The following is a 21077-nucleotide window of genomic DNA, read 5'->3' on the forward strand; positions in this document are numbered from 1 at the left end:
CTGTTAGCAAAAACGTTTGCACGATATCGGTTGCGCCAACTGGCTGATTTGGCTCGTGTTTGGTATCAGGCGAAAGTCAGTGTTCTTGTATGGAAACGATTATTCCTCCACACCGGACAATCTGCCCCCAAGCCAGGGGGCCAGCCGCTGCGCCCAATAGGGTTCGGGGCCGAAGCTCTCCTTGAGGAAGTCGATGAAGAGGCGGATCTTGGGATCCAGGTGCTCGCGCCTGGCATAGACGGCGTGCACCGCCATCTTCTGATTCGGGCGCCACTGGGGCAGCAGGGGAATGAGCTGACCGGATTGCAGCTCCTTGTCCAGCAGGTAGTTGGCAACATAGGCAATGCCGAGCCCGGCCAGGGCGGCATCCCGCACCGCCTCCGCCAGATCCACCCTGTAGTTGCCGGCCACCTGCACCGTCTGGCGCTCCTTGCCCTGGCGAAACGACCACTCGTGGTAGCGCCGCTCCCGGCTCTGGTAGGTGATGCAGTTGTGCCTGGCCAGATCCCTGGGGTGCAGCGGGGTGCCGTGGCTCAGCAGATAGTCCGGCGAGGCCACCAGCACGAAGCCGATGTCCGCCAGCCGCTGCCCCACCAGCCCCTCGGGCTTGTCCTCGTAGGTAGTTATCCAGAGATCCAGCCCCTCATCCACCAGGTTGGTTCTGTGATCGAACAGGGAGACTTCCAGCTCCAGATCGGGGTAGCGCGCCTGGAATGCCTTGAGCCGCGGGATCACGTGCAAGCGGCCGAAAGACTGGCCCACCCCCAGGTGCAGCACGCCGCTCACCTTGCCGCGTCGCTCCGCCACCATGGAGTCCGCCTCCAGGGCCACCGCCACCAGGGCGCGGCAGTGACGGGCATACTCCTGACCGAGTTCGGTCAGGGAGAAGCGGCGGGTGGTGCGTTGCACCAGTTGGGCCCCGAGCTCGGTCTCAAGCTGGGCCAGCTGCTTGCTGATGTGGGACTTGGATACCCCGAGCCGCCGCGCGGCGGCAGAGATGCCCTGCTCGCGGACCAGGGCATCGAAGATCACCATTTGGGGAAGACGTTGCAGCACGGAATAACCAGAGTGAGTGGCGGGCCCCCATTATTCCAGAGCCGCCCGCCAGGGGGTAGGGTCAGCGTCCCAGCGCCTGGATCAGCTGCTCCTTGAGGGGATCATCGGCCGGATTCTGATTGGCGCCATAGCTGGCAATCAACTTGCCATCGCGGCCCACCAGGTATTTGTGGAAGTTCCAGTTGGGCGCATCCCCATCGGCGGCGGCCGCCAGCCCCTTGAACAGGGGCACCGCATCGGCGCCACGCACCGAGACCCGGTTGAACATGGGGAAGGTCACACCGTAATCCCGGCGACACACCTCGGCGGTCTTGTTCTCATTGCCCGCCTCCTGCCAGAAGTCGTTGGAGGGGAACCCCAGCACCATCAGCCCCTTGTCCTTGTAGCTCTGATAGAGCGCCTCCAGATCCCGGAACTGGCCGCTGTAACCACAATAAGAAGCTGTATTGACCACCAGCACCACCTTGCCCTCGGTCAGCTGGCAGAGGTTGTGACGCTGGGTGTTGTTGAGCTCCCGCATCTCCACATTGAAGTAGTCGGGACAGGCAGCAGATGCCGCGCCAGATCCGAGCAACAGCAGCAGGGTGAACCATTTCATTGACGTGACTCCTCGGGTTTTCTCCATCATACGCGAGAACCCCGAACAAGGTTCAGAGATCAGTGCAGCGGGATCCCGGTCAACCAGCCGTGGCCCCAGAAGATGAGCAGGGCCGTGAGCGCCAGACCGGCGCCCACGCTGATCCCCGTCCCCTGCCAGGTGGCCGCCGGTCTCGGCTTGGTGCGCCAGTCCCGCACCGAAATCCAGACGATGCTGACCAGCGCCCAGGCGCCTAGCCCCCCGAACAGCACCAGGGAGCGTGCCTCGCTGTTGACCGCCATATGGGCGCAGGCCCAGAGCAGGGTGCCGAGCAGTTGGGGGTGTACCAGCCACCGCCTCAGGTGGTTGGCCCCCTGCCCTGCGCACAGCAGGATCAGCGCAACCGGCATAAACGCCATCACCAGCATGGGCCCCCAGGCGGGCGGGAAGTAGAGCGGCATAGGGCTGGCGCTGCGCCAGCCGGCGAGGATGCAGCCGATGGCGACGAACACCAGCAGCGAGAAGAGTCCCTTGTAGCGGTTCTCCCCCAGCCGATCGCGCATTCGGGCACGGTGCGCTGCGGCGAAGCAGGGATAGAGATGGATCAGGGTAAATAGCAGTACCCCCAGGGTCAGCAAGATCATGGGTTGCTCCTTGTACTATGGGGGATCACTATGCCGCAAAGGCCCCTGGCAGAATACAAAAACCATATAAAAGACAGCAGGATAATAAAAAAGCCGATCCTGGGATCGGCAAGGTGCGTCAGAGGGTCCGCCCTCAGGCGAGCAACCACATCCGCTACACGGGGCTGGGTGTGGCCGGTGACGGGCACCGGCCAGAAGAGGGTTAACGACGCAGCAGATAGAGGGCGGCGACGTTGCGAGCCGTGAGCTGCAGGTTGGTGGTGGCGGTTGCGATCGCCTCCGGCAGGGACATGGCCCGGTTGACCACGGCGAACACGGCGTCGATGCCATGGTCATGGACAACGCCGCAATCGTCGGTGAGGCAGCCGGCGATGCCGATCACCGGCTTGCCAAACTGCTTGGCGCAGCGTGCGACACCGATTGGCGTCTTGCCGTGGATAGTCTGGCTGTCGATGCGCCCTTCCCCTGTGATGACGAGATCCGCGTCGGCTACTTCATCGGCCAGCTTCAAGGCTTCGATCACTATCTGGATGCCGGGCTTGAGCTCGGCCCCGAGCAGGCCGACCAGGGCGGCGCCCATGCCACCGGCGGCGCCCGCCCCCGGCAGTTCCTTCACCTGCTTGCCGAGGGCCTGCTCGATGCAGTCGGCGTAGTGGGCCAGATTGGCGTCCAGCTGGGCCACCATCTCGGGGGTCGCCCCCTTCTGCGGGCCGAACACGGCGGAGGCGCCTTTCGGGCCGCACAGCGGGTTGTTCACATCGCAGGCCACCTCGATGGTGAGGCCGGTCAGGCGAGGATCCAGCCCGCTCAGATCTATGGTGGCAAGCTCGGCGAGACCTGCACCACCCAGGGCTATGGGGGTGCCATCTTCTTTCAAGAGTTTGCCGCCGAGCGCCTGGATCATGCCGGCACCGCCGTCGTTGGTGGCACTGCCACCGATGCCGAGGATGAGGTGAGTGACCCCCATCTCCAGCGCGGCCAGGATCAGCTCGCCAGTGCCGAAGCTGGAGGTGAGCAGCGGATTGCGCTGCTCCGGTGCCACCAGATGGATACCGGAGGCCGCCGCCATCTCGATGACGGCACGCTTGCCATCACCCAGTAGACCGACGAAACCCTGCACCTTGTTGCCAAGGGGCGCGGTCACCTCGACCGGCAGTATGTGACCACCTGTGGCATCCACCAGGGACTGCACTGTGCCCTCGCCGCCATCAGCCATGGGCAATTTGACATAGGTGGCATCCGGCAGCACCAGCTTGAAACCGGCCTCGATGGCATCGGCCACCGCCATGGCGCTCAGACTCTCCTTGAATGAATCGGGGGCAATAACAATTTTCATATCAATTCCTTAGGCGAGGCCAAACACGCCAAACATCAGGGTGGAGACAGTTGCAATGGTCAGACCGACCGCGGTTTCGTACGGGATGAGCTTGAGGCGCTCACCCACCCCCATGTGGACGCTGCCACCGGTGGCATGGAAGAAGGAGCCGTGGGGCATGTGGTCAAATACGGTGGCTCCGGCATGGATCATGGCGGCCCCCGCCAGACTGCTGATACCCAGCTCGATCAGGGTGGAGCTGAACACGTTGGAGGCCACCACTGTACCGGCCGTGGTCGAGGCGGTCGCCAGCGACATCAGGGCACCTGAGATGGGGGCCAGCAGGTAGGAGGGCAAGCCGGAGGCGGTCAGGCCGCTGATCAGCACATCCTTCAGACCCGAGTTGGCTATGATGCCCGCCAGGGTACCCGTCCCCAGCAGCATGATGGCGACCGGCGCCATACGAGCGAGGCCGGAGACGGCAAACTGGTTCACCTTGCTGAACTTGCCCATCATCAGGGCGCCGACCAGGCCGCCGAGGGGCAGGGCGATGAGGGGATCCACGACTATGCCGGCCACAGGGCGCAGGGCCAGCAGCAGTATGGCGACCAGGGGGGCGCTGATGGCGGCGAAGAAGCCGGGCAGCTTGCCACCGTCAAAGTTCACCACCTCGTCGGCCGCGACCTTGCTGCCCCGTTTGTTGAGGCGCTTGGCGAGCCAGTAGGCCATCACCAGACCGAACAGGCCCGGGATGATGCCAGCCGCCATCACTGAGGTGAGGGGCAGATGGAAGGCGTCGGACGCGGCTATGGCATTCGGGTTGGGGGACATGACGTTGCCCGCCTTGCCGCCCCCTATCATGGCCAGCAGTATGGCGGCCTTGGAGAGATCGGCGCGACGGGCGATGGCAAGCGCTATGGGGGCGACAGTGATGACGGCCACGTCCACGAAGACGCCGACCGCGGTCAGGATCAGGGTGGCCAGCGCCAGCGCCAGCAGGGCACGGGTCTCGCCGAGCTTGCGGACTATGGTCTCGGCGATTGTGGTGGCGGCCCCCGATTCGATCAAGACGCCTGCCAGCACACCGGCCGCCAGGATCCGCATCACGGCCGTGGTGATCCCCTGGGCGCCGCCGATCATCAGGGCGACGGTCTGGGTCAGGTCGGCGCCGCCGATCAGGCCACCGGCCAGGGCACCGACTATCATGCCGTAGGCGGGCGGCACCTTCTTCAGAATGAGGAAGATGGCGATGGAGAGCGCAGCGAGAGCACCGAGCGCGGATACAGGGATCATGACGGGCACCTTGAGTGGAAGTAAGTGGTGGCCATTATGGTGATCCCCGTCCGGAATGCTTTGGTTGAAAAGCCAAAGCTTGTGCTTCAGGAGCCTTTATTTTTGTTCACATGAACAAATCAGCCGTCGAGATTGAGCCCGAGATAGAGCAGGAACTTGTCATCTAACTTGTTGAAACTTAAACCCGTTATCTGCTCTATCCGGGTCAGGCGATAGCGCAGGGTATTGGGGTGGATGAAGAGCGTTTCGGCACAGGGATGCAGATCACAATCCTGCAAGAAATATTGGCGCAGTGTCTTTTGCAGCGTTCCCTTTGCATCCTCCTTTGCCAGCCTGAGCAGGGGGGCCCGCAGCTGATCCGCCTGCCAGGAGTCCGCCAGGCTCCCGAGCAACACCGGCAGGCGGTAATCCTCGAAGAAGTAGGCCTGCTTGCGCGGCGCCTGGCTCATGCCTCGGCGCAGGGTGTCGCGGGCGGTCTGGTAGGAGCGCGCCAATCCGCCCGTACCGGCGAAGTAATCACCCACCCCGATGCGCACCTTGAAATGGGGTATGCGGGCCAGCAGCTGCTTGATGCGACTGCGCTCCTGCGCCGATTGCCAGATGCCGTCGCTGAGCTGGGCCGGCTTGAGCACCACTATCTCGTCCAGGCCGTTGATGGCCACCAGGTTGTCCCGCTCCGGATTCTCCAGCAAGTGCACCAGCTCCCGCAGCCGGGCGGGATCCGCCTCCTCCAGCGCCAGCACGGCGACGACGCGAGGCTGGGCCAGATCGAGATCGAGGAAGTGGGCCGCCTGCTGCAACTGATCGGCCCGCCCCTCGCCGCGGATGAGCTGCAGCACCAGCTCCTCCTTGTGGCGCTTGTCCCACTGCAACTGCTCGGTGAGCGCCGCCTGCTCCAGAATGAGCTCGGCCGTCATCCGCACCAGCTCGGCGTAAGCACGCACTTCCTCCGGATCCCCCGAGATGCCGATGACCCCGAGCAACTCCCCCTGATAGGCGATGGGCAGGTTGATGCCGGGCCTCACCCCCTTGAGCTGCTGGGCGGTCGCTTCGCTTATCTCCACCACCCGATTCTCGGTCAGCGCCAGCACGGCCCCCTCGTGACGTTGATGGAGCCGCTCCGGGTTGCCGGAGGCGATGATAAGGCCGCGCTCGTCCATCACGTTGACCGAGAACGACAGTATCTTCATCGCCCGGCTCACTATCTGACGAGCAAGGGTGTCATTGAGCTGCATAACATCTCCGGATAGATAGCAGAGGGTTGCCGGAGGCGATGATAAGGCCCCTTTCGTCCATCACCTTGACCGAGAACGACAATATCTTCTTCGCCCGGCTCACTATCTGACGGGCAAGGGTGTCATTGAGCTGCATTGCCTCTCCATACCATTCGTTGACAGGGTCCCCGGGTGGCCTGGATCTGGGGGATAGACCCGTTAAAGATCCCACATCATCAAGACAAGCGCGGGGGGGATCGCTAGAATAGGCCACTTTACGCTATCTGTGCCCCACCCTGGATCATGGATCCGGCGTCACGCCGCTCCGTGTTGTGGTGGCTCCACCCTTCCGATAGGGACTCCGCTATGGACTATGAATTTCGCCGCGACCCGTTCGGTGGCTATCGCGCCCGGTTCTCCATGGGCCATGAGGCCATAGGTCAGTGGCTGATCGATGAAGTTGGCAAGGATGAGGAGACCCTCGACGAGCTCTTCTCCATCATCGACCAGCTCTCCAATCGAACCCGCACGGAGTACAGGCGTCACGGCGGTGACTATTCGCTGCTGCTCACCCCTGAGGAGGCCGAGGTGAAAGCCAACGTCCTCAATATCGAGCTGGATGAGGATCTCGACGATCTCGCCTACTACGATGATGAGCAGCTGGCCATGTGCGGACTGGAAGACTTTGCCCAGGTGCTCGGCTCCTGGCGCGCCTTTATCCGCAACGAGGATATGGGCTGAATACCCACATTTCGGGCGAGCATGCCCCTTGCAACCCAACAGGATTTACTATGTCCATTTACGATTTTGATGACGAACTGCCGGAAGACGAAGAACAGGAATCCAGCCAGAAAGCCGCCGTGCCTGCCAAGAAGAAAGGCAAGCAGGTGATGAATACCCAGGTCAACCTGAGCCCGCGCGATGCCAGCCGCCTGAACGGTCTGCACGTCGAAGCCATCACCACCCTGGACGACGTCAGCCTGCCGAAGAACGTCATCTTCAAGGCCGGCCTCATCGCCCTGGGCGAGCTGGAAGCGACCAAGCGCGCCGACATCATAGCCCGCGTCATCGCCGAATCCGGCCGTTAATCTGGCTTGGGCCCCTTCATCCGGGCCACCATCTACCCCAAAGCCGGAGCCTTTGCTCCGGCTTTTTTATTGTCCAGACCGGCCAGAACCATCGGCAAGAAGGAGCACGCCAGGGCTCCGACCAGTCCATTGCGCCTTGTGCGAGAGACAGAGGCTGGTTAAGGTGCGCCCCTTGGAACCCACAAGGAGACTCAATGTTACCACTCCCTGACACCCTCATCTGGCTCGCTCTGGGACTGGCCGTGCTGCTCTGCCTGGCCCGCAAGCAGAGGAGCGGTCTGATCCTGCTGGGGGTCGCCCTGCTGACCGCCCTCTGGCTGGAACGACTCAGCCCCGTCGCCGCACTGGTCAGCCTGGCCGGTCTCTTGCTGGCCTGGCGCAGGCCCCGCCTGCCCCAACCCTGGCGTGGCGTCGCACTGACGCTGGTGCTGCTGTGGGCCATGGCCCTGACGCTGCACCTGGTGCCTGGCTTTGACAACCTCAAGGTGCTGGATCGGGTACAGGCCGGCCCCGCCAGCGTCCCTTTCACCCTCTACCTGAATCTGGACAAGCCGCTCATCTTCTTCGGCCTGCTGCTAGCCTGGCCCGCCCTGCTCGGCCCGGGCGGCGCGATGCGCTGGCGACCGCTGACCCTGCTCATACTGCCGCTGGCGGCCCTGCTGATCACCGCCTGGCTGCTGGGGGCCCTCAAGCCCGAAGTGGGGCTGCCCCACTGGTGGTGGCTGTTCGCCTTCAACAACCTGCTGTTCACCTGCGTGGCGGAAGAGGCGCTGTTTCGCGGCCTGATCCAGCAAGGGGTGGCGAGTCGCAGCAAGCCCTGGCTCGGTCTCCTGGTCGCCAGCCTGCTGTTCGGATCCGCGCACCTGGCCGGTGGTCCGCTGCTGGTGCTGTTTGCCGCCCTGGCGGGAGCATGCTACGGCCTGGCATTCCAGCTCAGCGGCCGCCTGAGCGTCGCCATACTGCTGCACTTCCTGTTCAACTTCGCCCACTTGGCCCTGTTCACCTACCCGCTGGCCAGCCGCTAAATGCGGAGGCAGGCTCTCGCCGGATAAAAAAATGCCCCGAACCTGAGGGTTCGGGGCATTTTCATCGCATCCGGACAGCTAGTCGACGTAGAAGGTCTGCTGGAAGGTCAGCGTCTGCTGCTGCCCCTCCCCCATGATCTTCAGGGTAAACTGGTAGGTGTCCTCGTTCCGGTAGGGCAGCACCGCCAGGTAGTAAATGGAGTCACCCTCCTTCACCTCCTGGAAGCTCAGGGTACGTATGGTGCCGGTGAGGTTCTTGGCCTCGCCGCTGATGCCCACCGCCTGAGCCACCCCTTGCTTGTTCTGCACCGCAATGTTGACGATGCCGTTGTAGCGGCTGCGCTCCAGGCCATAGGCCTTGGCCACCTCAGGGGTGAGGAAGCTGGAGTTGAAGGCGCTGTAGTGAACCTGCCAGGGGCCCAGCTCCTTCATCTGCTCGGCCCGCACCGGCAGCGTCATCAAGAGCGCCAGCAGGCAGCTCATCCAGACTGTTTTCATGATGTCATCCTTCTCCTGTTCCACTCTCCAGCAGGGCGGCGATCTCGGCGGGGATCTGCCTCGGTGCCTCTATGGCGACCGTCTTGTGCCGTCCCAGCTCCCCCCGCACTATGCGGACCTGCCCCTTGGCCACCTTGCACTGCTTGGCTAGATACTTGATCAGATGGCTGTTCGCCTGACCATCCACCGGCGGCGCCGTGATGGCCACTTTCAGCTCGTCCCCGTGCAAGCCGACGATCTGATCCCGGCTCGCCTTGGGCTGGATCATCAGGTGCAGTATCAGCGCGTCCCCTTCCAGCAGGACGGCTGGCATCAGATCATCCACCACAGCTGACCGAACAGATCCCCCAACAGATAGTTTATGGCCTGCAGCGCGATGAAGGCGACCAGCACGGAGAGATCCAGGCCACCCAGCGCCGGCAGTATGCGGCGGATAGGAGCCAGGAAGGGTTCGGTCAGCTGATGCATCACGTACTCGATGGGGTTGCGACCCTGGCTGACCCAGCTCAGGATGGCGCGGATCAGCAGCACCCAGAAGATCATCGAGCCTGTCTTCTTCAGAATGGTAAGCACGGCAAACAGGCTGAGGGTCAGCCAGTCGGTCAGCAGCACGTTCATGCTCTTGAGCAGCGCCAGCTTGGCGAAGGCGATGATGAGCGCCAGCAACACCGAGGCCATATCCAGCCCGCCGAAGCCGGGGATGATGCGGCGCAGCGGGATCACCAGGGGGTTGGTCACCTTGACCACCATCTGGCTCATGGGGTTGTAGAAATCGGCGCGGGCCCACTGCAACCAGACTCGCAGCAGCACCACCATGAGGTAGAGATCAAAAATCGTGTTAATCAAAAAGTAAGCCGTGTTCATCCGGGCTCCTTGCTACAAAAGGTTCAGAAAAGGGTTTCCATCTCGGCGGCCCGGGTGACGGCCGCCTGCATGGCACGAGCGGTCAGCGGCTTCAGCCCCTGCTCCTGGAATGTCTTGACGGCCTCGGCCGTGGTGCCGCCCTTGCTGGTGACCTGCTCGCGCAGGACCTGCAGGGAGAGCTCGGGGTTCTGCTCCACCATGGCGGCGGCGCCCAGGGCGGTCTGCTGCACCAGCAGACGGGCCTGCTCGGGAGTGAAGCCCATGGCTTCTGCCTCCTCGGCAATCCCCTGCATGAACAGGAAGAAGTAGGCCGGGGCACTGCCCGCCGCGGCGATGACGCCGTTGATGCCGCTCTCCTGCGCGACCCAGAGGGTCTTGCCGACGGCCTGCATCATCTGCTCGGCGAAGTCGCGATCCACCTGCGCTATGCCGGTCGGGGCATAGAGGCCCGTCATCCCCAATCCCAGCAGGGAAGGAGTATTGGGCATGGTGCGGATGATGCGGGCATGTCCCCCCACCATCTCCTGCAACCGCTCGACCTTGATGCCGGCGGCGATGGAGACGAGCAGCTTGCCTTCAAGGGAGCCCAGCTCGGCCACCAGCGCCTCCAGCATGGCCGCCATCAGCTGGGGTTTGACCGCCAGCACTATGACCTCGGCCTCACGGGCCGCCTCGGCGTTGTTCTGGGTGATGCGGATGCCGAACTGGTCAGCCAGCTGGTCCAGCTTGGGCCGGCTGGGATTGGCGGCGGTGATCCGTTCGGCCGGATAACCGGCCTGGATCAGACCGGCAATGATGCTGCGGCTCATGTTTCCCGCCCCGATGAAGGCGAGGGTTCTATGTTGCATCAAACACTCCTGTTATTGGCTGCCAACACGGCGGTTCGCCTGCGCCGACGAAGGCGAGGGCAGGCTGCACCCCGTGCTTCTGTTTATGAATAATCGCGGGCACCGAAGATGGCGGTGCCGACCCGGACCATGGTGCTGCCATGGGCGACGGCGGCCTCGAGATCCTCGGTCATGCCCATCGAAAGGGTGTCGACGCTCGGGTATTGTTGCGCAAGCTCGGTGAACAGAGCCTGCATGCGCCGCATCTGCGCGGCCAGAACCGCCTCGTCGCTGGTGTGCTCCGGGATGGCCATCAGGCCACGCAGCACCAGTCGCTCGCTCTGGTCAACCAGGGCGGCCAGCCGGAAAATCTCTTGCTCCGACGTACCGGATTTGCTGCTCTCTCCGCTAATATTGATTTGCAGACAGACATTTAGCGGTGCCAACCCGGCTGGACGCTGGTTGTTGAGGCGCTCGATGAGTTTGTCACGATCGACACTTTGCACCCAATCGAATCGCTCCGCCACCAGCCTGGATTTGTTCGATTGCAGCGGGCCGATAAAGTGCCACTCTATGTCTTGGCAGGCCGCCTGCTCACGCAGGGTATCTATCTTGAGCGCGGCCTCCTGGGCATAGGATTCGCCAAAGCGGCGCTGACCGGCGGTATAGGCGGCCTGGATGTCTTCAAGCGGTTTTGTCTTGCTGACCGCAAGCAGCTGGATATGATCGGCGCCACGGCCAACTCGCCTGGCGGCCTGTACAATACGTTCCTTTACCTGAAGCAGGTGCTGGGCAATCTGGCTCATATTTCGTTCGTGATCTTGTGATGGGAGAATAATAAATCTATGGATATCACAGAGTTATTGGCTTTCAGTGTAAAGCATAAGGCCTCGGATCTACACCTCTCGGCCGGGGTTCCCCCGATGATCAGGGTTGATGGGGAGGTTCGCAAGATCAATTTGCCCGCCCTGGATCACCGTGAAGTGCACGCCCTCATCTACGACATCATGAACGACCACCAGCGCAAGGAGCTGGAGGAGAATTTCGAGGTGGACTTCTCCTTCGAGGTGCCCGGCATGGCGCGCTTCCGGGTCAACGCCTTCCAGCAGTCCCGGGGCTCTGGCGCCGTGTTTCGTACCATACCGAGCACAGTCCTGACCCTGGAAGATCTGGGGGCGCCGGAGATGTTTCGCAAGATAGCGGAGTTTCCCCGCGGCCTGGTGCTGGTCACGGGCCCGACCGGTTCGGGCAAGTCCACCACCCTGGCGGCCATGGTCGATTACATCAACGACAACTTCCACCACCACATCCTCACCATCGAGGATCCCATCGAGTTCGTGCACGAGAACAAGCGCTGCCTGGTCAACCAGCGCGAGGTGCATCGCGACACCAAGAGTTTCGCCAACGCCCTGCGCTCGGCCCTGCGTGAAGATCCGGACATCATACTGGTGGGGGAAATGCGCGATCTGGAGACCATACGCCTGGCCATGACGGCGGCGGAGACGGGCCATCTGGTGTTCGGCACCCTGCACACCTCGTCGGCAGCCAAGACCATAGACAGGATCATCGACGTCTTCCCCGGCTCGGAGAAGGACATGGTGAGATCCATGCTCTCCGAGTCCCTGCGGGCTGTCATCTCCCAGACCCTGCTCAAGCGTATCGGCGGCGGCCGGGTGGCGGCCCACGAGATCATGCTGGGAATCCCGGCGGTGCGAAACCTGATCCGGGAAGACAAGGTCGCCCAGCTCTACTCCATCATCCAGACCGGGATGACCCACGGCATGCAGACCATGGATCAGAGCCTCAAGCAGCTGGTCAACCGGGGCGTGGTTGCCGCCCTGGACGCCAAGGCCAAGGCGGCCGATCCCAACAGCATTTAAGACGCTTTCACACCCAAGGAGTCGCTATGAACATGGATGTTCTGCTCGCTGCACTGGTTGAACAAAAGGGCTCGGATCTCTTCATCACTGTCGATGCCCCTCCCACCCTCAAGGTCAACGGGCGTCTGGCGCCACTCGGGGGGAGCCCGCTGGACAAGCAGGGGGCACTGGCGCTGGTCAGGGAGAGCCTGGACGAGGCGCACTTCGAGCGCTACCTGCACACCCGGGAGGCCAACTACGCCATTCACCGCGAGGGGCTGGGGCGATTTCGGGTCAGCGCCTTCTGGCAGCAGGATCTGCCGGGCATGGTGCTGCGCCGCATCGAGACCCGCATTCCCACCTTCGAGGAACTGACGCTGCCCCTCATACTCCAGGAGGTCGCCATGGCCAAGCGCGGCCTGGTGCTGTTCGTCGGCGCCACAGGGGCCGGCAAGTCCACCACCCAGGCGGCCATGATAGGCTACCGCAACCAGCACGGCGACGGCCACATACTGACGGTGGAGGATCCGGTGGAGTTCGTCCACCAGCATGGGCGCTGCCTGGTGACCCAGCGGGAGGTGGGGATAGACACCGAATCATTCAACGTGGCCCTCAAGAATTCCATGCGCCAGGCGCCGGACGTCATCCTCATAGGCGAGATCCGCACCCAGGAGACCATGGAGCTGGCCATCCAGTTTGCCGAGACGGGCCACCTCTGTCTCGCCACCCTGCACGCCAACAATGCCAACCAGGCGCTGGATCGCATCCTCCATCTGGTGCCGCAGGAGAAGCATCGCCAGTTCCTGTTCGATCTCTCCTTCAACCTGCGCGCCATAGTCGCACAGCAACTGCTGCCCTCCCTTCACGGGCAGCGCCGTGTCGCCGCCTTCGAGATACTGCTCAACACCCCGCTCATCACCGACATAGTCCGCAAGGGAGAGGTGCACAGGCTCAAGGAGGTGATGACCAAATCCGGCGAACTCGGCATGCAGACCTTCGATCAGGCGCTGTTCGCCCTGTTCTGCGCCGGCCAAATTGGCTACAGTGAGGCCCTTGCCCATGCCGACTCCGCCAACGACCTGCGACTGCTGATCAAGCTGTCGGGTCGCGAGCAGCTGGGTGCAGGCACACTCGACAACGTGACCCTGGATGAATGAGGGGCGTGCGTCACCGCTAGTAAAGGACAGTTATGCTGATTGTGGTTTCCCCGGCCAAGACGCTGGATTACGAGTCGCCGCTGGTGACCTCCCGTTTCACCCTGCCCGAGCTGCTGGATCACTCCGCCCGGCTGATCCACAGGGCCAGGCAGCTGGCCCCGGATCAGATCGCCAGCCTGATGAAGATCAGCGACAAGCTGGCGGGACTCAACGCCGCCCGTTTTGCCCAGTGGCAGCCGAATTTCACCCCGAGCAATGCCCGCCAGGCGCTGCTGGCCTTCAAGGGTGACGTCTACACCGGACTGGCCGTTGAGGATTTCAGCGAGGCCGACCTCGACTTTGCCCAGGCACACCTGCGCATGCTGTCCGGCCTCTACGGGGTGTTGCGACCGCTGGATCTGATGATGCCCTACCGGCTGGAGATGGGGATCCGCCTCGACAACGAGCGCGGCAAGGATCTCTATCAGTTCTGGGGTGACATCATCACAGAGCACCTGAACAAGGTGCTGGCCGCACAGGGCAGCGAGGTGCTGATCAATCTGGCGTCTGACGAATACTTCAAGTCGGTTCGCCCGGGCGCCCTGAAGGGCCGCATAGTGACTCCGGTGTTCAAGGACGAGAAGAATGGCCAGTTCAAGATCATCAGCTTCTACGCCAAGAAGGCCCGCGGCATGATGGCCCGCCACATCATCAAGCACAGGCTGACCGAGGTGACCCAGCTGACCGGGTTCAATGAGGCTGGCTACTATTTCGTGCCAGAAGAATCAGACGATCGCACCCTGATGTTCAAGCGCGCTGAAAATTAATTACAAATGGAGGGAACCAAGTTCGGGATCCCCGGGTCTGAACCTATGAATCCTCTGTTGTAAGCACTTTTTGTTGGCCGACGTTCATGCGTCGGCTTTTTTCTGCGCGCTGATCTCCACAGGCCCGGGTGACAGGCAGCAAAACGGCCATCCGAGGATGGCCGTTGCAGCGTCAATTGGGCATTACTTCTTTTTCTTCTTGGCGCTCTTTTTCTTGCCATCCTTCGGCTTTTTCTTCTTCACCGGCACCCGCGCCTCCTTGTGTCTCGGGCGCAGCTCATCGATCACCCGGCGCTTGAGGCGCTCCTCGGTGTAGCGCTCTATCTTGGCCACCATGGCCATGTCGTGGGCTTCTACCAGGCTGATGGCGCAGCCACGGTTGCCGGCACGACCGGTACGGCCGATACGGTGGACGTAGACGTCGGTGCCGTAGGGCATGTCGTAGTTGATGACGTGGCTGACGTTGGGCAGGTCGATGCCCCGGGCGGCTACATCGGTGGCGATGAGGAAGGGCACCTCCCCTTCATGGAACTTGCGGATCGACTCGACGCGCTTGCTCTGCTCCATCTCGCCACGGATCCAGGCACAGGAGACACCGGCAGCCTGCAACTGGCCGGAGAGCTCCGCCAGCCGCTCGCGGGTCTTGACGAAGACGATGGCCTTCTGGGTCTGGGGATCCTTCAGAATGTGGATCAGCAGCGCCAGCTTGTGGGCGGCGTCATCGGCCAGGTGCACCCACTGGGTGATGGGGCGGCGCTCGCTGCGGGGCGGCTCTGCATGCAGCTCCACCGGATCTTTGAGGATCTCGCTCGCGAACTTCTCGAGACCGGCCCCTTCCAGGGTGGCGGAGAAGAGCATCGTGTGCTTGCGGTAACGCGCCTCGGCCACGATCCGGTTCACATCCTTGATGAAGCCCATGTCCAGCATGCGGTCCGCTTCATCCAGCACCAGCACCTCGATGTCGTGGCTCTCGAACTCTTCCTTTTCTATGTACTCCAGCAGGCGACCCGGGGTTGCCACGACTATGTCGGTGGTCTTGGTCAGGGCTGGCAGCTGCTCTTCATGGCTGACGCCGCCGATGATGGTCTCGATGCTGAGGTGGGTGTGCACCGCCAGCGCCCTGGCATGGGCACTGACCTGCAGCGCCAGCTCGCGGGTCGGGGTCAGGATCAGCATGCGGCACGGGCCCGGCTTGCGACGCGGGAAGTCCAGCAGGTGCTGCATGGCGGGCAGCAGGAAGGCGGCTGTCTTGCCGGTACCGGTCGGAGCTGATGCCAGAATATCGCGGCCGTCCAGGGCTGGCTCCAGCACCATCTGCTGAATGGTGGTGGGGCGGGTGAAACCCATCTCGGCCAAGGCCCGGTTGAGGGCTGGATTCAGGTCGAAATCATCAAAGGACTGGCTCATGGCAATACTCGGTCATTAAGGAAGCGGCAGATTATAGGCGATTATGCCGCCGGCTCCTATGGCGACTGTGGCTTAGCCGCTATAATCGCCGACCATTTTCGCCATGGCAGACGAGCAACGAGGGTCAGATGGGACGTAGCAGCGGTTTTACCTTCAAACAATTTCACATCGACCATGACCGCTGTGCCATGAAGGTGGGCACCGACGGCATCCTGCTGGGGGCCTGGGCGCCAGTCGAACAGGCGCACCGGGTACTCGATATCGGCACCGGCAGCGGCCTGATCGCCCTGATGCTGGCACAGCGCAGCACGAACGACTGCCGGATCGACGGGGTGGAGCTGGATAAGGATGCAGCGGACCAGGCCAGGGATAACGTGGCGGCCTCCCCCTGGGCCACCCGGGTCAGCATCATAGAGAGCGCCATTCAGGATTATCAGGCGGCTCCTTACGATCTCATCGTCTCCAACCCTCCCTATTTCGTGGCAGGCCAGGTATTTAGCGATCCGGCCAGGGCGCTAGCCCGTCACACTGGCGCGCTCGATCCCCATGCGCTGCTGGCGGCAAGCCGTCGTCTGCTGAGTCAGAATGGACGACTGGCACTGGTGTTTCCCACCGCCATGGCAGATGAAATTTTATGCATCTCGGCAGATTATGATCTGTACAGCCTTTGTTATACAGCTGTTATCACCAGGGAGGGGAAAGAGGCAAATCGCGTTTTATTGCTACTTGGCAGAGGATTAAGCAGGTGTGAGCAGGGTGAAATTGTGATCCATTCTACTGCTGGAGGCTATTCCGACAGATACATCCAACTAACCCACCCCTTCTATTTGAAGATGTAAATTTCGCCTTGAACTATTTTTTCACATCATTATGCTGACTAGCAAACGAGCGCCCGCTCAAGACCAGCTCAAACCACTGGTGGCGATGAAAAAAGCAGCGGGGCTCCTTTTTTTTACCCCTGAACAACGCCGGTCACTGACCAATAAAAAACTATAACAAGCAATAGTTTACAAGACAGACGAGGTTGAACTTGACGAAATCACTCACATTGTCCGATGTACTCGGATTGGGCTTCATGACCTTCGCCTTCTATCTGGGCGCAGGCAACATCATCTTCCCGCCCCTGGCCGGTTACATGGCGGGTGAGCACCTCTCCCTGGCCATGCTGGGCTTCCTGGTGACCGCCGTGGGCCTGCCCCTCATCACCATTCTCGCCGTCGCCAAGGCCGGTAACGGCTGGGCCGGCATGACCAAGTTGCTGCCCACAGGCGTCGCCACCGCGCTGGCCGTCGCCATCTACATCATCATAGGCCCGGCCTTTGCCGCTCCCCGTACCGGCCTGGTGGCCTACGAGATGGGTCTCAAGCCCTTCCTCGGCGACATGGGTCAATCCGGTCTGGCCGCCTACACCGTGGTCTTCTTCGGGATCGCCATCCTGGTCTCCCTCAATCAGGGCAAGCTGATGGATGCCATCGGCAAATACCTGACCCCGGTGCTGATGCTGCTGCTGCTGACCCTGGCCGTCGGCGTCTTCGTCGCGCCGCAGGGCACCATGCCCGCCGCGTCCGGCGACTATCAGCACAGCCCCCTGGTGAAAGGGATCCTGGAAGGCTACAACACCATGGATACCCTGGCGTCCCTGATGTTTGGCGCCCTGATCGTCGATCTGCTGCGCAAGAAAGGCATTCACGACTATCAGAGCCAGTTCAAGTACCTGGCCATCGCCGGCATCATCTCCGCCATCGGCCTGTCCGTGGTCTATGTCTCCCTGTTCCAGCTGGGTAACACCGCGGCCGGTGTCGCCACCGACGTCAGCAATGGCGGCGCCATCGTCAACGCCTACGTGCTGAGCCTGTTCGGCCAGCCGGGTCAGTTCATCCTGGCAGCCATCATCACCCTGGCCTGCTTCACCACGGCCGTGGGCCTTATCTCCGCCTGCTCCGACTTCTTCCACAATCTCACCGGCGTGAGCTACCAGAAGCTGGTGGTACTGCTGGGTGTCGTCTGTGCCGTGGTGGCCAACGTCGGTCTGAGCCAGCTCATCAGCCTCTCCATCCCTGTGCTGGTCGCCATCTATCCGGTGGCCGTGGCCCTGGTGCTGGTCACCTTCCTGAAGGGTTACTTCGGGCGTCCCCGCCTGGTGTTCCGCTCCGTGCTGCTGGTTGCCTTCCTGTTCGGCTGCCTGGACGGTCTGGGAGCCGCCGGCATGAAGATGGATGCGTTCGCCTTCCTGCCGCTGTTCGACAAGGGCCTGGCCTGGTTGCTGCCTACCCTGCTGGCCTGCGGCCTGGGCACCCTGGTGCGCGGTGGTGACAAGCTGGCCGCCGAAGCCGCCTGATCCTAATCCCCAACGACATAAAAAAGAGGCCAGCTTTCGCTGGCCTCTTTCATTTTTGCAACTGTGCATGGCAAATCGGGTTTGTGCTCAGAGCACGGATGCCGGCTTGGGTTTGCCGGCCAGGCCGTACCAGTGGCTCTCGACCTGGCCGGCATGCCAGCGCAGGCTGCCCCAGGGCTGCTCACTCTGCCAGCGCGGGAAGTTGATCTGCACGCTGTTGTCTTCGTACTTGTAGAGGGAGGTGCTGATCTGGATATCCGACAGGATAAGCAGCAGCACCCCACAGATGACAGTCCATTTCAGCATCGTCCACATGGCGGTTACTCGAAGCAGATCTCTATGGTGGCACGGCCGTATTCGGAATCGAACGGCATCATGATCTTGGCACCGTCAGCCCTGTGGGTGATGGTGTGATTGGGGCCGGAGACTATGATGGGGGTCGCCATGTCGAACTCATAGCCCTTCTCCCCCAGCATGCGCTTGGCGCCGCCGGTCACCATGTTGGTGATCTCGCCCACCATGTCGGTCACCTCTTCGTTGATGGTGGCCGGTGCCTCCCCCAGCATGCGGCGCATGATCTCCAGCGCCAGCCCCTTCTCGAAGCTGATGGAGAGCGATCCCCGGGTCTGCGGACCCACCATGCCGATGAGGCCGGAGACATCCCCCCGCGCCAGCTCGTCCGTCTTGCGCTTGGGCGCGCCGGGTTTGAGCTCCAGCTGTGCCATGGTGGAGAGCACATTGAGCAGGGAGAGCAGGAACGGGTTTACAAAATCAGCCTTCATCTTCACTTCCTAGGGTGTCAGAGCAACGAGCACATTGACCATGGGCCTCTATGGTCTTGTTGGTAATAGTAAAACCATGCTGGTGAGCCTGCTCGGAAAAGGCGCTGTCGATGGCCGGATCGTGCAGCTCCACCACCTCCTTGCAGCGATCGCAGATCAGCAGCTGCATGGGGTGGGCATGGTCAAAGTGGCAGCAGAAGATGAAGGCGTTGAGCGACTCCACCTTGTGGGCGAACCCCTGCTCGAGCAGAAAGTCGAGCGCCCGGTAGACGGTGGGGGGTTTGGCATGTGCCTCGGTCTGCTGCAACTGGGCCAGCAGATCGTAGGCGCTGATGGCATTGCCATGGGCGGCAAGCAGCCGGAACACCTGGCGCCGGGTCGGGGTGAAACGGATCCCCCGCTGGTCGCAGAGACGTTCCGCTCGTTGTAGAAGTAGGTCTTGATTCATGATCACGCAGATACCCTGTCAATTAGCCGGATACTATCACAGGGCCCCCTGTGCGCGGCGACAAAATTCATTTTCTGAGGCTGTCTCACCTTGTGGTAGAATCCGGCCCCTTATTTTGCCAACCCGGATGATTTTTATGCAGGCGCAGCGCTTCTCCATCGCCCCCATGCTGGACTGGACCGATCGGCATTGCCGTTATTTCCACCGTCTGATGACCCGCCAGACACTGCTCTATACCGAGATGGTGACCACGGGCGCCATCATCCATGGCAAAGGGGACTATCTGGGTTACAGCGAGCAGGAACATCCCCTCGCCCTGCAGCTGGGTGGCAGCAATCCGGCGGACCTGGCCCGTTGTGCCAAGCTGGCCGAGGAGCGCGGCTATGACGAGATCAACCTCAACGTGGGTTGCCCCTCCGATCGCGTCCAGAACGGCCGTTTCGGCGCCTGTCTGATGGGGGAGCCCACCCTGGTGGCCGACTGCGTCAAGGCGATGCGCGATGTGGTGGGCATTCCGGTGACAGTGAAGACCCGCATCGGCATCGATGATCAGGACTCCTACGAATTCTTGCAGGCCTTCATCGAGCAGGTGCGCGATGCCGGCTGCGAAACCTTCATCGTCCACGCCCGCAAGGCCTGGCTGAGCGGTCTGAGCCCGAAAGAGAACCGCGAGATCCCGCCGCTGGACTACCCGCGCGTCTATCAGGTCAAGCAGGACTATCCCGAGCTGACCATAGCCCTCAACGGCGGGGTCAACTCCCTCGAGCAGACCCTGGAGCACCTGCAGCAGGTGGACGGGGTCATGATGGGGCGCGAGGCGTACCAGAACCCCTATATCCTGACCGAGGTCGACAGTCGGGTATTCGGTCTGGGGGGCGAGGTGCCGAGCCGCCACGAAGTGGTGCGCATGATGCTGCCCTACATGGAGCAGGAGCTGGCCAAGGGCAACTACCTCTCCCACATGACCCGTCATATGCTGGGCCTGTTCCAGAACATGCAGGGGGCCCGCGCCTGGCGCCGCCACCTGAGCGAGAACGCCTGCAAACCCGGGGCCGGCATCCAGGTGGTGCTGGATGCCATGGCCAAGGTGCCCGAATTCGCCCCGACCGAGTCGGTGGAGTAAACATGTATCGCTTCACCGGTTCCTGGCTGCACAAGGCGCTGGTTCGCCTCTGTGCCGGCATGCTGGCCATCCTCGGCATCAAGCTCAGCGCCTTCTACCTGCTCGGGCTCCTGATAGTGCTCGGTCTGCACAGGGAGCAGTTGCTCGGCTGACCCCGTCGGCCCTCAGGCAAGAAAAAGCCGGAACAGCGATGTTCCGGCTTTTTTATCGGGATGGTGGCGCCCGCTCACTCCTCCAGCGCCACAAACTGCAATTCCGGAGGGGAGGAGGTCAGCACGTCGGCGCAGTAATCCCAGGTCGAGATGCGATAGTGCTGCAAGTCCTCGTCCAGGTGCAGACCATCGGACTCCTGATGGAACCAGCTGGCGAAGCGGGACGGCGTGATCAGCTGGATCTGCTCCTCGATGACGTGGCTGTCCCGCCCTTCCGCCAGATCGCAATCCTCCATCACCCTTACGGCGAAGATATGGCGGAAACTGACCCGGCACAGCGGCTGCGGCGGCAGATCTATGCTGCGGGCACGCCCCAACACAACCGTCAGATTGTCACTCCAGATATCCTGATGCAGTTCGGCCACAACCAGGCCGGGGGGAAGTTGGCGGGAGGGTGCCCAGGGCACGGCCACCTGCCGGATGGCATTCTTCTGTTCCATATCCACCTCACTACAGCGCATGCCATATCCTGAGTGTATCTGAAACAAATTTTAACGAAGATGGCAAGAAAAAACCCGGCAGGTGCCGGGTTTCATTTGATTAC

The 21077-nt window shown here is 62.1% G+C and carries 26 protein-coding genes and 1 pseudogene; 10 read left to right on the plus strand and 17 right to left on the minus strand.

Annotated features, from left to right (window positions below; translation table 11 throughout):
• Positions 1–99: 99 nt before the first annotated feature.
• From Aeroheme_RS17925 to Aeroheme_RS17955, 7 genes and pseudogenes are all read right to left on the minus strand, one after another.
• Entirely contained in the window at positions 100–1035 is a 936-nt protein-coding gene (locus Aeroheme_RS17925; RefSeq protein ID WP_041204171.1) for a LysR family transcriptional regulator, read from the minus strand.
• An 82-nt stretch (positions 1036–1117) separates the two neighbouring features.
• On the minus strand, positions 1118–1654 hold the full coding sequence (locus tag Aeroheme_RS17930) for a glutathione peroxidase (protein WP_025325677.1): 537 nt from the start codon (positions 1652–1654) through the stop codon (positions 1118–1120).
• Between the two features lie 59 nt (positions 1655–1713).
• Positions 1714–2277, minus strand: a complete 564-nt coding sequence (locus Aeroheme_RS17935) for an NnrU family protein (RefSeq protein ID WP_411166304.1) — start codon at positions 2275–2277, stop codon at positions 1714–1716.
• A 202-nt stretch (positions 2278–2479) separates the two neighbouring features.
• On the minus strand, positions 2480–3613 hold the full coding sequence (locus Aeroheme_RS17940; RefSeq protein ID WP_106885011.1) for a glycerate kinase: 1134 nt from the start codon (positions 3611–3613) through the stop codon (positions 2480–2482).
• A 9-nt stretch (positions 3614–3622) separates the two neighbouring features.
• Entirely contained in the window at positions 3623–4885 is a 1263-nt protein-coding gene (locus Aeroheme_RS17945; RefSeq protein WP_025325674.1) for a GntP family permease, read from the minus strand.
• 119 nt (positions 4886–5004) lie between these two features.
• Positions 5005–6120: a sugar diacid recognition domain-containing protein gene (locus Aeroheme_RS17950; RefSeq protein WP_411166305.1), complete on the minus strand. Its 1116-nt coding sequence runs from the start codon at positions 6118–6120 to the stop codon at positions 5005–5007.
• 34 nt (positions 6121–6154) lie between these two features.
• Positions 6155–6256, minus strand: a pseudogene (locus Aeroheme_RS17955) (sugar diacid recognition domain-containing protein); the annotation flags it as partial.
• Between the two features lie 209 nt (positions 6257–6465).
• Between Aeroheme_RS17955 and Aeroheme_RS17960 the strand changes: the two are divergent.
• The 3 genes from Aeroheme_RS17960 (at position 6466) to Aeroheme_RS17970 (ending at position 8212) form a co-directional block, all read left to right on the plus strand.
• On the plus strand, positions 6466–6840 hold the full coding sequence (locus Aeroheme_RS17960; protein WP_025325672.1) for a YacL family protein: 375 nt from the start codon (positions 6466–6468) through the stop codon (positions 6838–6840).
• Positions 6841–6890: 50 nt separating this feature from the next.
• On the plus strand, positions 6891–7187 hold the full coding sequence (locus Aeroheme_RS17965) for a hypothetical protein (protein ID WP_005332293.1): 297 nt from the start codon (positions 6891–6893) through the stop codon (positions 7185–7187).
• A 194-nt stretch (positions 7188–7381) separates the two neighbouring features.
• Positions 7382–8212: a CPBP family intramembrane glutamic endopeptidase gene (locus Aeroheme_RS17970; protein ID WP_411166306.1), complete on the plus strand. Its 831-nt coding sequence runs from the start codon at positions 7382–7384 to the stop codon at positions 8210–8212.
• Between the two features lie 78 nt (positions 8213–8290).
• Here Aeroheme_RS17970 and Aeroheme_RS17975 read toward each other — a convergent pair whose 3' ends face one another.
• From Aeroheme_RS17975 to Aeroheme_RS17995, 5 genes are all read right to left on the minus strand, one after another.
• Entirely contained in the window at positions 8291–8710 is a 420-nt protein-coding gene (locus Aeroheme_RS17975) for a DUF4426 domain-containing protein (protein ID WP_025325669.1), read from the minus strand.
• Positions 8711–8714: 4 nt separating this feature from the next.
• Positions 8715–9023, minus strand: coding sequence for a DUF167 family protein YggU (gene yggU / locus Aeroheme_RS17980; RefSeq protein WP_111912133.1), 309 nt, complete (start codon positions 9021–9023; stop codon positions 8715–8717).
• Positions 9023–9574, minus strand: coding sequence for a YggT family protein (locus Aeroheme_RS17985; RefSeq protein ID WP_025325667.1), 552 nt, complete (start codon positions 9572–9574; stop codon positions 9023–9025). Before Aeroheme_RS17985 ends, yggU begins: the two co-directional genes overlap by 1 nt.
• Positions 9575–9597: 23 nt before the next feature.
• Positions 9598–10422, minus strand: coding sequence for a pyrroline-5-carboxylate reductase (gene proC / locus Aeroheme_RS17990; protein ID WP_411166307.1), 825 nt, complete (start codon positions 10420–10422; stop codon positions 9598–9600).
• 83 nt (positions 10423–10505) lie between these two features.
• Positions 10506–11207 carry a YggS family pyridoxal phosphate-dependent enzyme gene (locus Aeroheme_RS17995; protein ID WP_411166308.1) on the minus strand — a complete coding sequence of 234 codons (702 nt, stop codon included), beginning with the start codon at positions 11205–11207 and terminating at the stop codon, positions 10506–10508.
• A 39-nt stretch (positions 11208–11246) separates the two neighbouring features.
• On the opposite strand from Aeroheme_RS17995, the gene tapT reads away from it, so the two are divergent.
• The 3 genes from tapT to yaaA are packed head-to-tail and all read left to right on the plus strand — an operon-like array spanning position 11247 to position 14223.
• Positions 11247–12281 (plus strand): type IVa pilus ATPase TapT, encoded by a 1035-nt coding sequence (gene tapT / locus Aeroheme_RS18000; RefSeq protein WP_111912129.1) that lies wholly within the window; start codon positions 11247–11249, stop codon positions 12279–12281.
• 26 nt (positions 12282–12307) lie between these two features.
• Positions 12308–13417: a PilT/PilU family type 4a pilus ATPase gene (locus tag Aeroheme_RS18005; protein WP_395949018.1), complete on the plus strand. Its 1110-nt coding sequence runs from the start codon at positions 12308–12310 to the stop codon at positions 13415–13417.
• A gap of 32 nt (positions 13418–13449) precedes the next feature.
• Positions 13450–14223, plus strand: a complete 774-nt coding sequence (yaaA, locus tag Aeroheme_RS18010) for a peroxide stress protein YaaA (protein WP_408782122.1) — start codon at positions 13450–13452, stop codon at positions 14221–14223.
• Positions 14224–14406: 183 nt separating this feature from the next.
• On the opposite strand, the gene srmB is transcribed toward yaaA, so the two are convergent.
• Complete coding sequence (gene srmB, locus Aeroheme_RS18015; RefSeq protein ID WP_106885020.1) at positions 14407–15630, minus strand: ATP-dependent RNA helicase SrmB; 1224 nt, start codon at positions 15628–15630, stop codon at positions 14407–14409.
• 128 nt (positions 15631–15758) lie between these two features.
• Here srmB and Aeroheme_RS18020 point away from each other — a divergent pair, with 128 nt between their 5' ends.
• Positions 15759–16469, plus strand: a complete 711-nt coding sequence (locus Aeroheme_RS18020; RefSeq protein WP_411166309.1) for a tRNA1(Val) (adenine(37)-N6)-methyltransferase — start codon at positions 15759–15761, stop codon at positions 16467–16469.
• 236 nt (positions 16470–16705) lie between these two features.
• Positions 16706–17968 (plus strand): branched-chain amino acid transport system II carrier protein, encoded by a 1263-nt coding sequence (gene brnQ / locus Aeroheme_RS18025; protein ID WP_234569036.1) that lies wholly within the window; start codon positions 16706–16708, stop codon positions 17966–17968.
• Between the two features lie 87 nt (positions 17969–18055).
• Here brnQ and Aeroheme_RS18030 read toward each other — a convergent pair whose 3' ends face one another.
• From Aeroheme_RS18030 to zur, 3 genes are read right to left on the minus strand one after another with little or no spacing between them, the layout of a single operon-like run.
• Entirely contained in the window at positions 18056–18283 is a 228-nt protein-coding gene (locus Aeroheme_RS18030) for a hypothetical protein (RefSeq protein WP_163135628.1), read from the minus strand.
• A 5-nt stretch (positions 18284–18288) separates the two neighbouring features.
• Positions 18289–18750, minus strand: a complete 462-nt coding sequence (locus tag Aeroheme_RS18035; protein ID WP_025325657.1) for a chemotaxis protein CheX — start codon at positions 18748–18750, stop codon at positions 18289–18291.
• On the minus strand, positions 18740–19198 hold the full coding sequence (gene zur / locus Aeroheme_RS18040) for a zinc uptake transcriptional repressor Zur (RefSeq protein ID WP_025325656.1): 459 nt from the start codon (positions 19196–19198) through the stop codon (positions 18740–18742). Before zur ends, Aeroheme_RS18035 begins: the two co-directional genes overlap by 11 nt.
• Positions 19199–19334: 136 nt before the next feature.
• Here zur and dusA point away from each other — a divergent pair, with 136 nt between their 5' ends.
• The gene (dusA, locus tag Aeroheme_RS18045) at positions 19335–20321 is read left to right on the plus strand and encodes a tRNA dihydrouridine(20/20a) synthase DusA (RefSeq protein WP_411166310.1); all 987 of its coding nucleotides are present in this window, start codon (positions 19335–19337) and stop codon (positions 20319–20321) included.
• A 2-nt stretch (positions 20322–20323) separates the two neighbouring features.
• Complete coding sequence (locus tag Aeroheme_RS18050; protein ID WP_106885023.1) at positions 20324–20473, plus strand: hypothetical protein; 150 nt, start codon at positions 20324–20326, stop codon at positions 20471–20473.
• Between the two features lie 74 nt (positions 20474–20547).
• Here the strand turns inward: Aeroheme_RS18050 and Aeroheme_RS18055 are convergent, their stop codons facing one another.
• On the minus strand, positions 20548–20973 hold the full coding sequence (locus tag Aeroheme_RS18055; RefSeq protein ID WP_106887789.1) for a hypothetical protein: 426 nt from the start codon (positions 20971–20973) through the stop codon (positions 20548–20550).
• Positions 20974–21077 lie beyond the last annotated feature (104 nt).

This window comes from Aeromonas sp. DSM 116730 (genome assembly GCF_046581335.1).
Taxonomy (GTDB): Bacteria; Pseudomonadota; Gammaproteobacteria; order Enterobacterales; family Aeromonadaceae; genus Aeromonas; species Aeromonas rivipollensis.

What these genes read in the sequence shown, in the direction of transcription:
- Aeroheme_RS17925 (WP_041204171.1), bottom strand. Translation starts at nt 1,035, where the DNA reads ATGGTGATCTTCGATGCCCTGGTCCGCGAGCAGGGCATCTCTGCCGCC.
- Aeroheme_RS17930 (WP_025325677.1), bottom strand. Translation starts at nt 1,654, where the DNA reads ATGAAATGGTTCACCCTGCTGCTGTTGCTCGGATCTGGCGCGGCATCT.
- Aeroheme_RS17935 (WP_411166304.1), bottom strand. Translation starts at nt 2,277, where the DNA reads ATGATCTTGCTGACCCTGGGGGTACTGCTATTTACCCTGATCCATCTC.
- Aeroheme_RS17940 (WP_106885011.1), bottom strand. Translation starts at nt 3,613, where the DNA reads ATGAAAATTGTTATTGCCCCCGATTCATTCAAGGAGAGTCTGAGCGCC.
- Aeroheme_RS17945 (WP_025325674.1), bottom strand. Translation starts at nt 4,885, where the DNA reads ATGATCCCTGTATCCGCGCTCGGTGCTCTCGCTGCGCTCTCCATCGCC.
- Aeroheme_RS17950 (WP_411166305.1), bottom strand. Translation starts at nt 6,120, where the DNA reads ATGCAGCTCAATGACACCCTTGCTCGTCAGATAGTGAGCCGGGCGATG.
- Aeroheme_RS17960 (WP_025325672.1), top strand. Translation starts at nt 6,466, where the DNA reads ATGGACTATGAATTTCGCCGCGACCCGTTCGGTGGCTATCGCGCCCGG.
- Aeroheme_RS17965 (WP_005332293.1), top strand. Translation starts at nt 6,891, where the DNA reads ATGTCCATTTACGATTTTGATGACGAACTGCCGGAAGACGAAGAACAG.
- Aeroheme_RS17970 (WP_411166306.1), top strand. Translation starts at nt 7,382, where the DNA reads ATGTTACCACTCCCTGACACCCTCATCTGGCTCGCTCTGGGACTGGCC.
- Aeroheme_RS17975 (WP_025325669.1), bottom strand. Translation starts at nt 8,710, where the DNA reads ATGAAAACAGTCTGGATGAGCTGCCTGCTGGCGCTCTTGATGACGCTG.
- yggU (WP_111912133.1), bottom strand. Translation starts at nt 9,023, where the DNA reads ATGCCAGCCGTCCTGCTGGAAGGGGACGCGCTGATACTGCACCTGATG.
- Aeroheme_RS17985 (WP_025325667.1), bottom strand. Translation starts at nt 9,574, where the DNA reads ATGAACACGGCTTACTTTTTGATTAACACGATTTTTGATCTCTACCTC.
- proC (WP_411166307.1), bottom strand. Translation starts at nt 10,422, where the DNA reads ATGCAACATAGAACCCTCGCCTTCATCGGGGCGGGAAACATGAGCCGC.
- Aeroheme_RS17995 (WP_411166308.1), bottom strand. Translation starts at nt 11,207, where the DNA reads ATGAGCCAGATTGCCCAGCACCTGCTTCAGGTAAAGGAACGTATTGTA.
- tapT (WP_111912129.1), top strand. Translation starts at nt 11,247, where the DNA reads ATGGATATCACAGAGTTATTGGCTTTCAGTGTAAAGCATAAGGCCTCG.
- Aeroheme_RS18005 (WP_395949018.1), top strand. Translation starts at nt 12,308, where the DNA reads ATGAACATGGATGTTCTGCTCGCTGCACTGGTTGAACAAAAGGGCTCG.
- yaaA (WP_408782122.1), top strand. Translation starts at nt 13,450, where the DNA reads ATGCTGATTGTGGTTTCCCCGGCCAAGACGCTGGATTACGAGTCGCCG.
- srmB (WP_106885020.1), bottom strand. Translation starts at nt 15,630, where the DNA reads ATGAGCCAGTCCTTTGATGATTTCGACCTGAATCCAGCCCTCAACCGG.
- Aeroheme_RS18020 (WP_411166309.1), top strand. Translation starts at nt 15,759, where the DNA reads ATGGGACGTAGCAGCGGTTTTACCTTCAAACAATTTCACATCGACCAT.
- brnQ (WP_234569036.1), top strand. Translation starts at nt 16,706, where the DNA reads ATGACCTTCGCCTTCTATCTGGGCGCAGGCAACATCATCTTCCCGCCC.
- Aeroheme_RS18030 (WP_163135628.1), bottom strand. Translation starts at nt 18,283, where the DNA reads ATGTGGACGATGCTGAAATGGACTGTCATCTGTGGGGTGCTGCTGCTT.
- Aeroheme_RS18035 (WP_025325657.1), bottom strand. Translation starts at nt 18,750, where the DNA reads ATGAAGGCTGATTTTGTAAACCCGTTCCTGCTCTCCCTGCTCAATGTG.
- zur (WP_025325656.1), bottom strand. Translation starts at nt 19,198, where the DNA reads ATGAATCAAGACCTACTTCTACAACGAGCGGAACGTCTCTGCGACCAG.
- dusA (WP_411166310.1), top strand. Translation starts at nt 19,335, where the DNA reads ATGCAGGCGCAGCGCTTCTCCATCGCCCCCATGCTGGACTGGACCGAT.
- Aeroheme_RS18050 (WP_106885023.1), top strand. Translation starts at nt 20,324, where the DNA reads ATGTATCGCTTCACCGGTTCCTGGCTGCACAAGGCGCTGGTTCGCCTC.
- Aeroheme_RS18055 (WP_106887789.1), bottom strand. Translation starts at nt 20,973, where the DNA reads ATGGAACAGAAGAATGCCATCCGGCAGGTGGCCGTGCCCTGGGCACCC.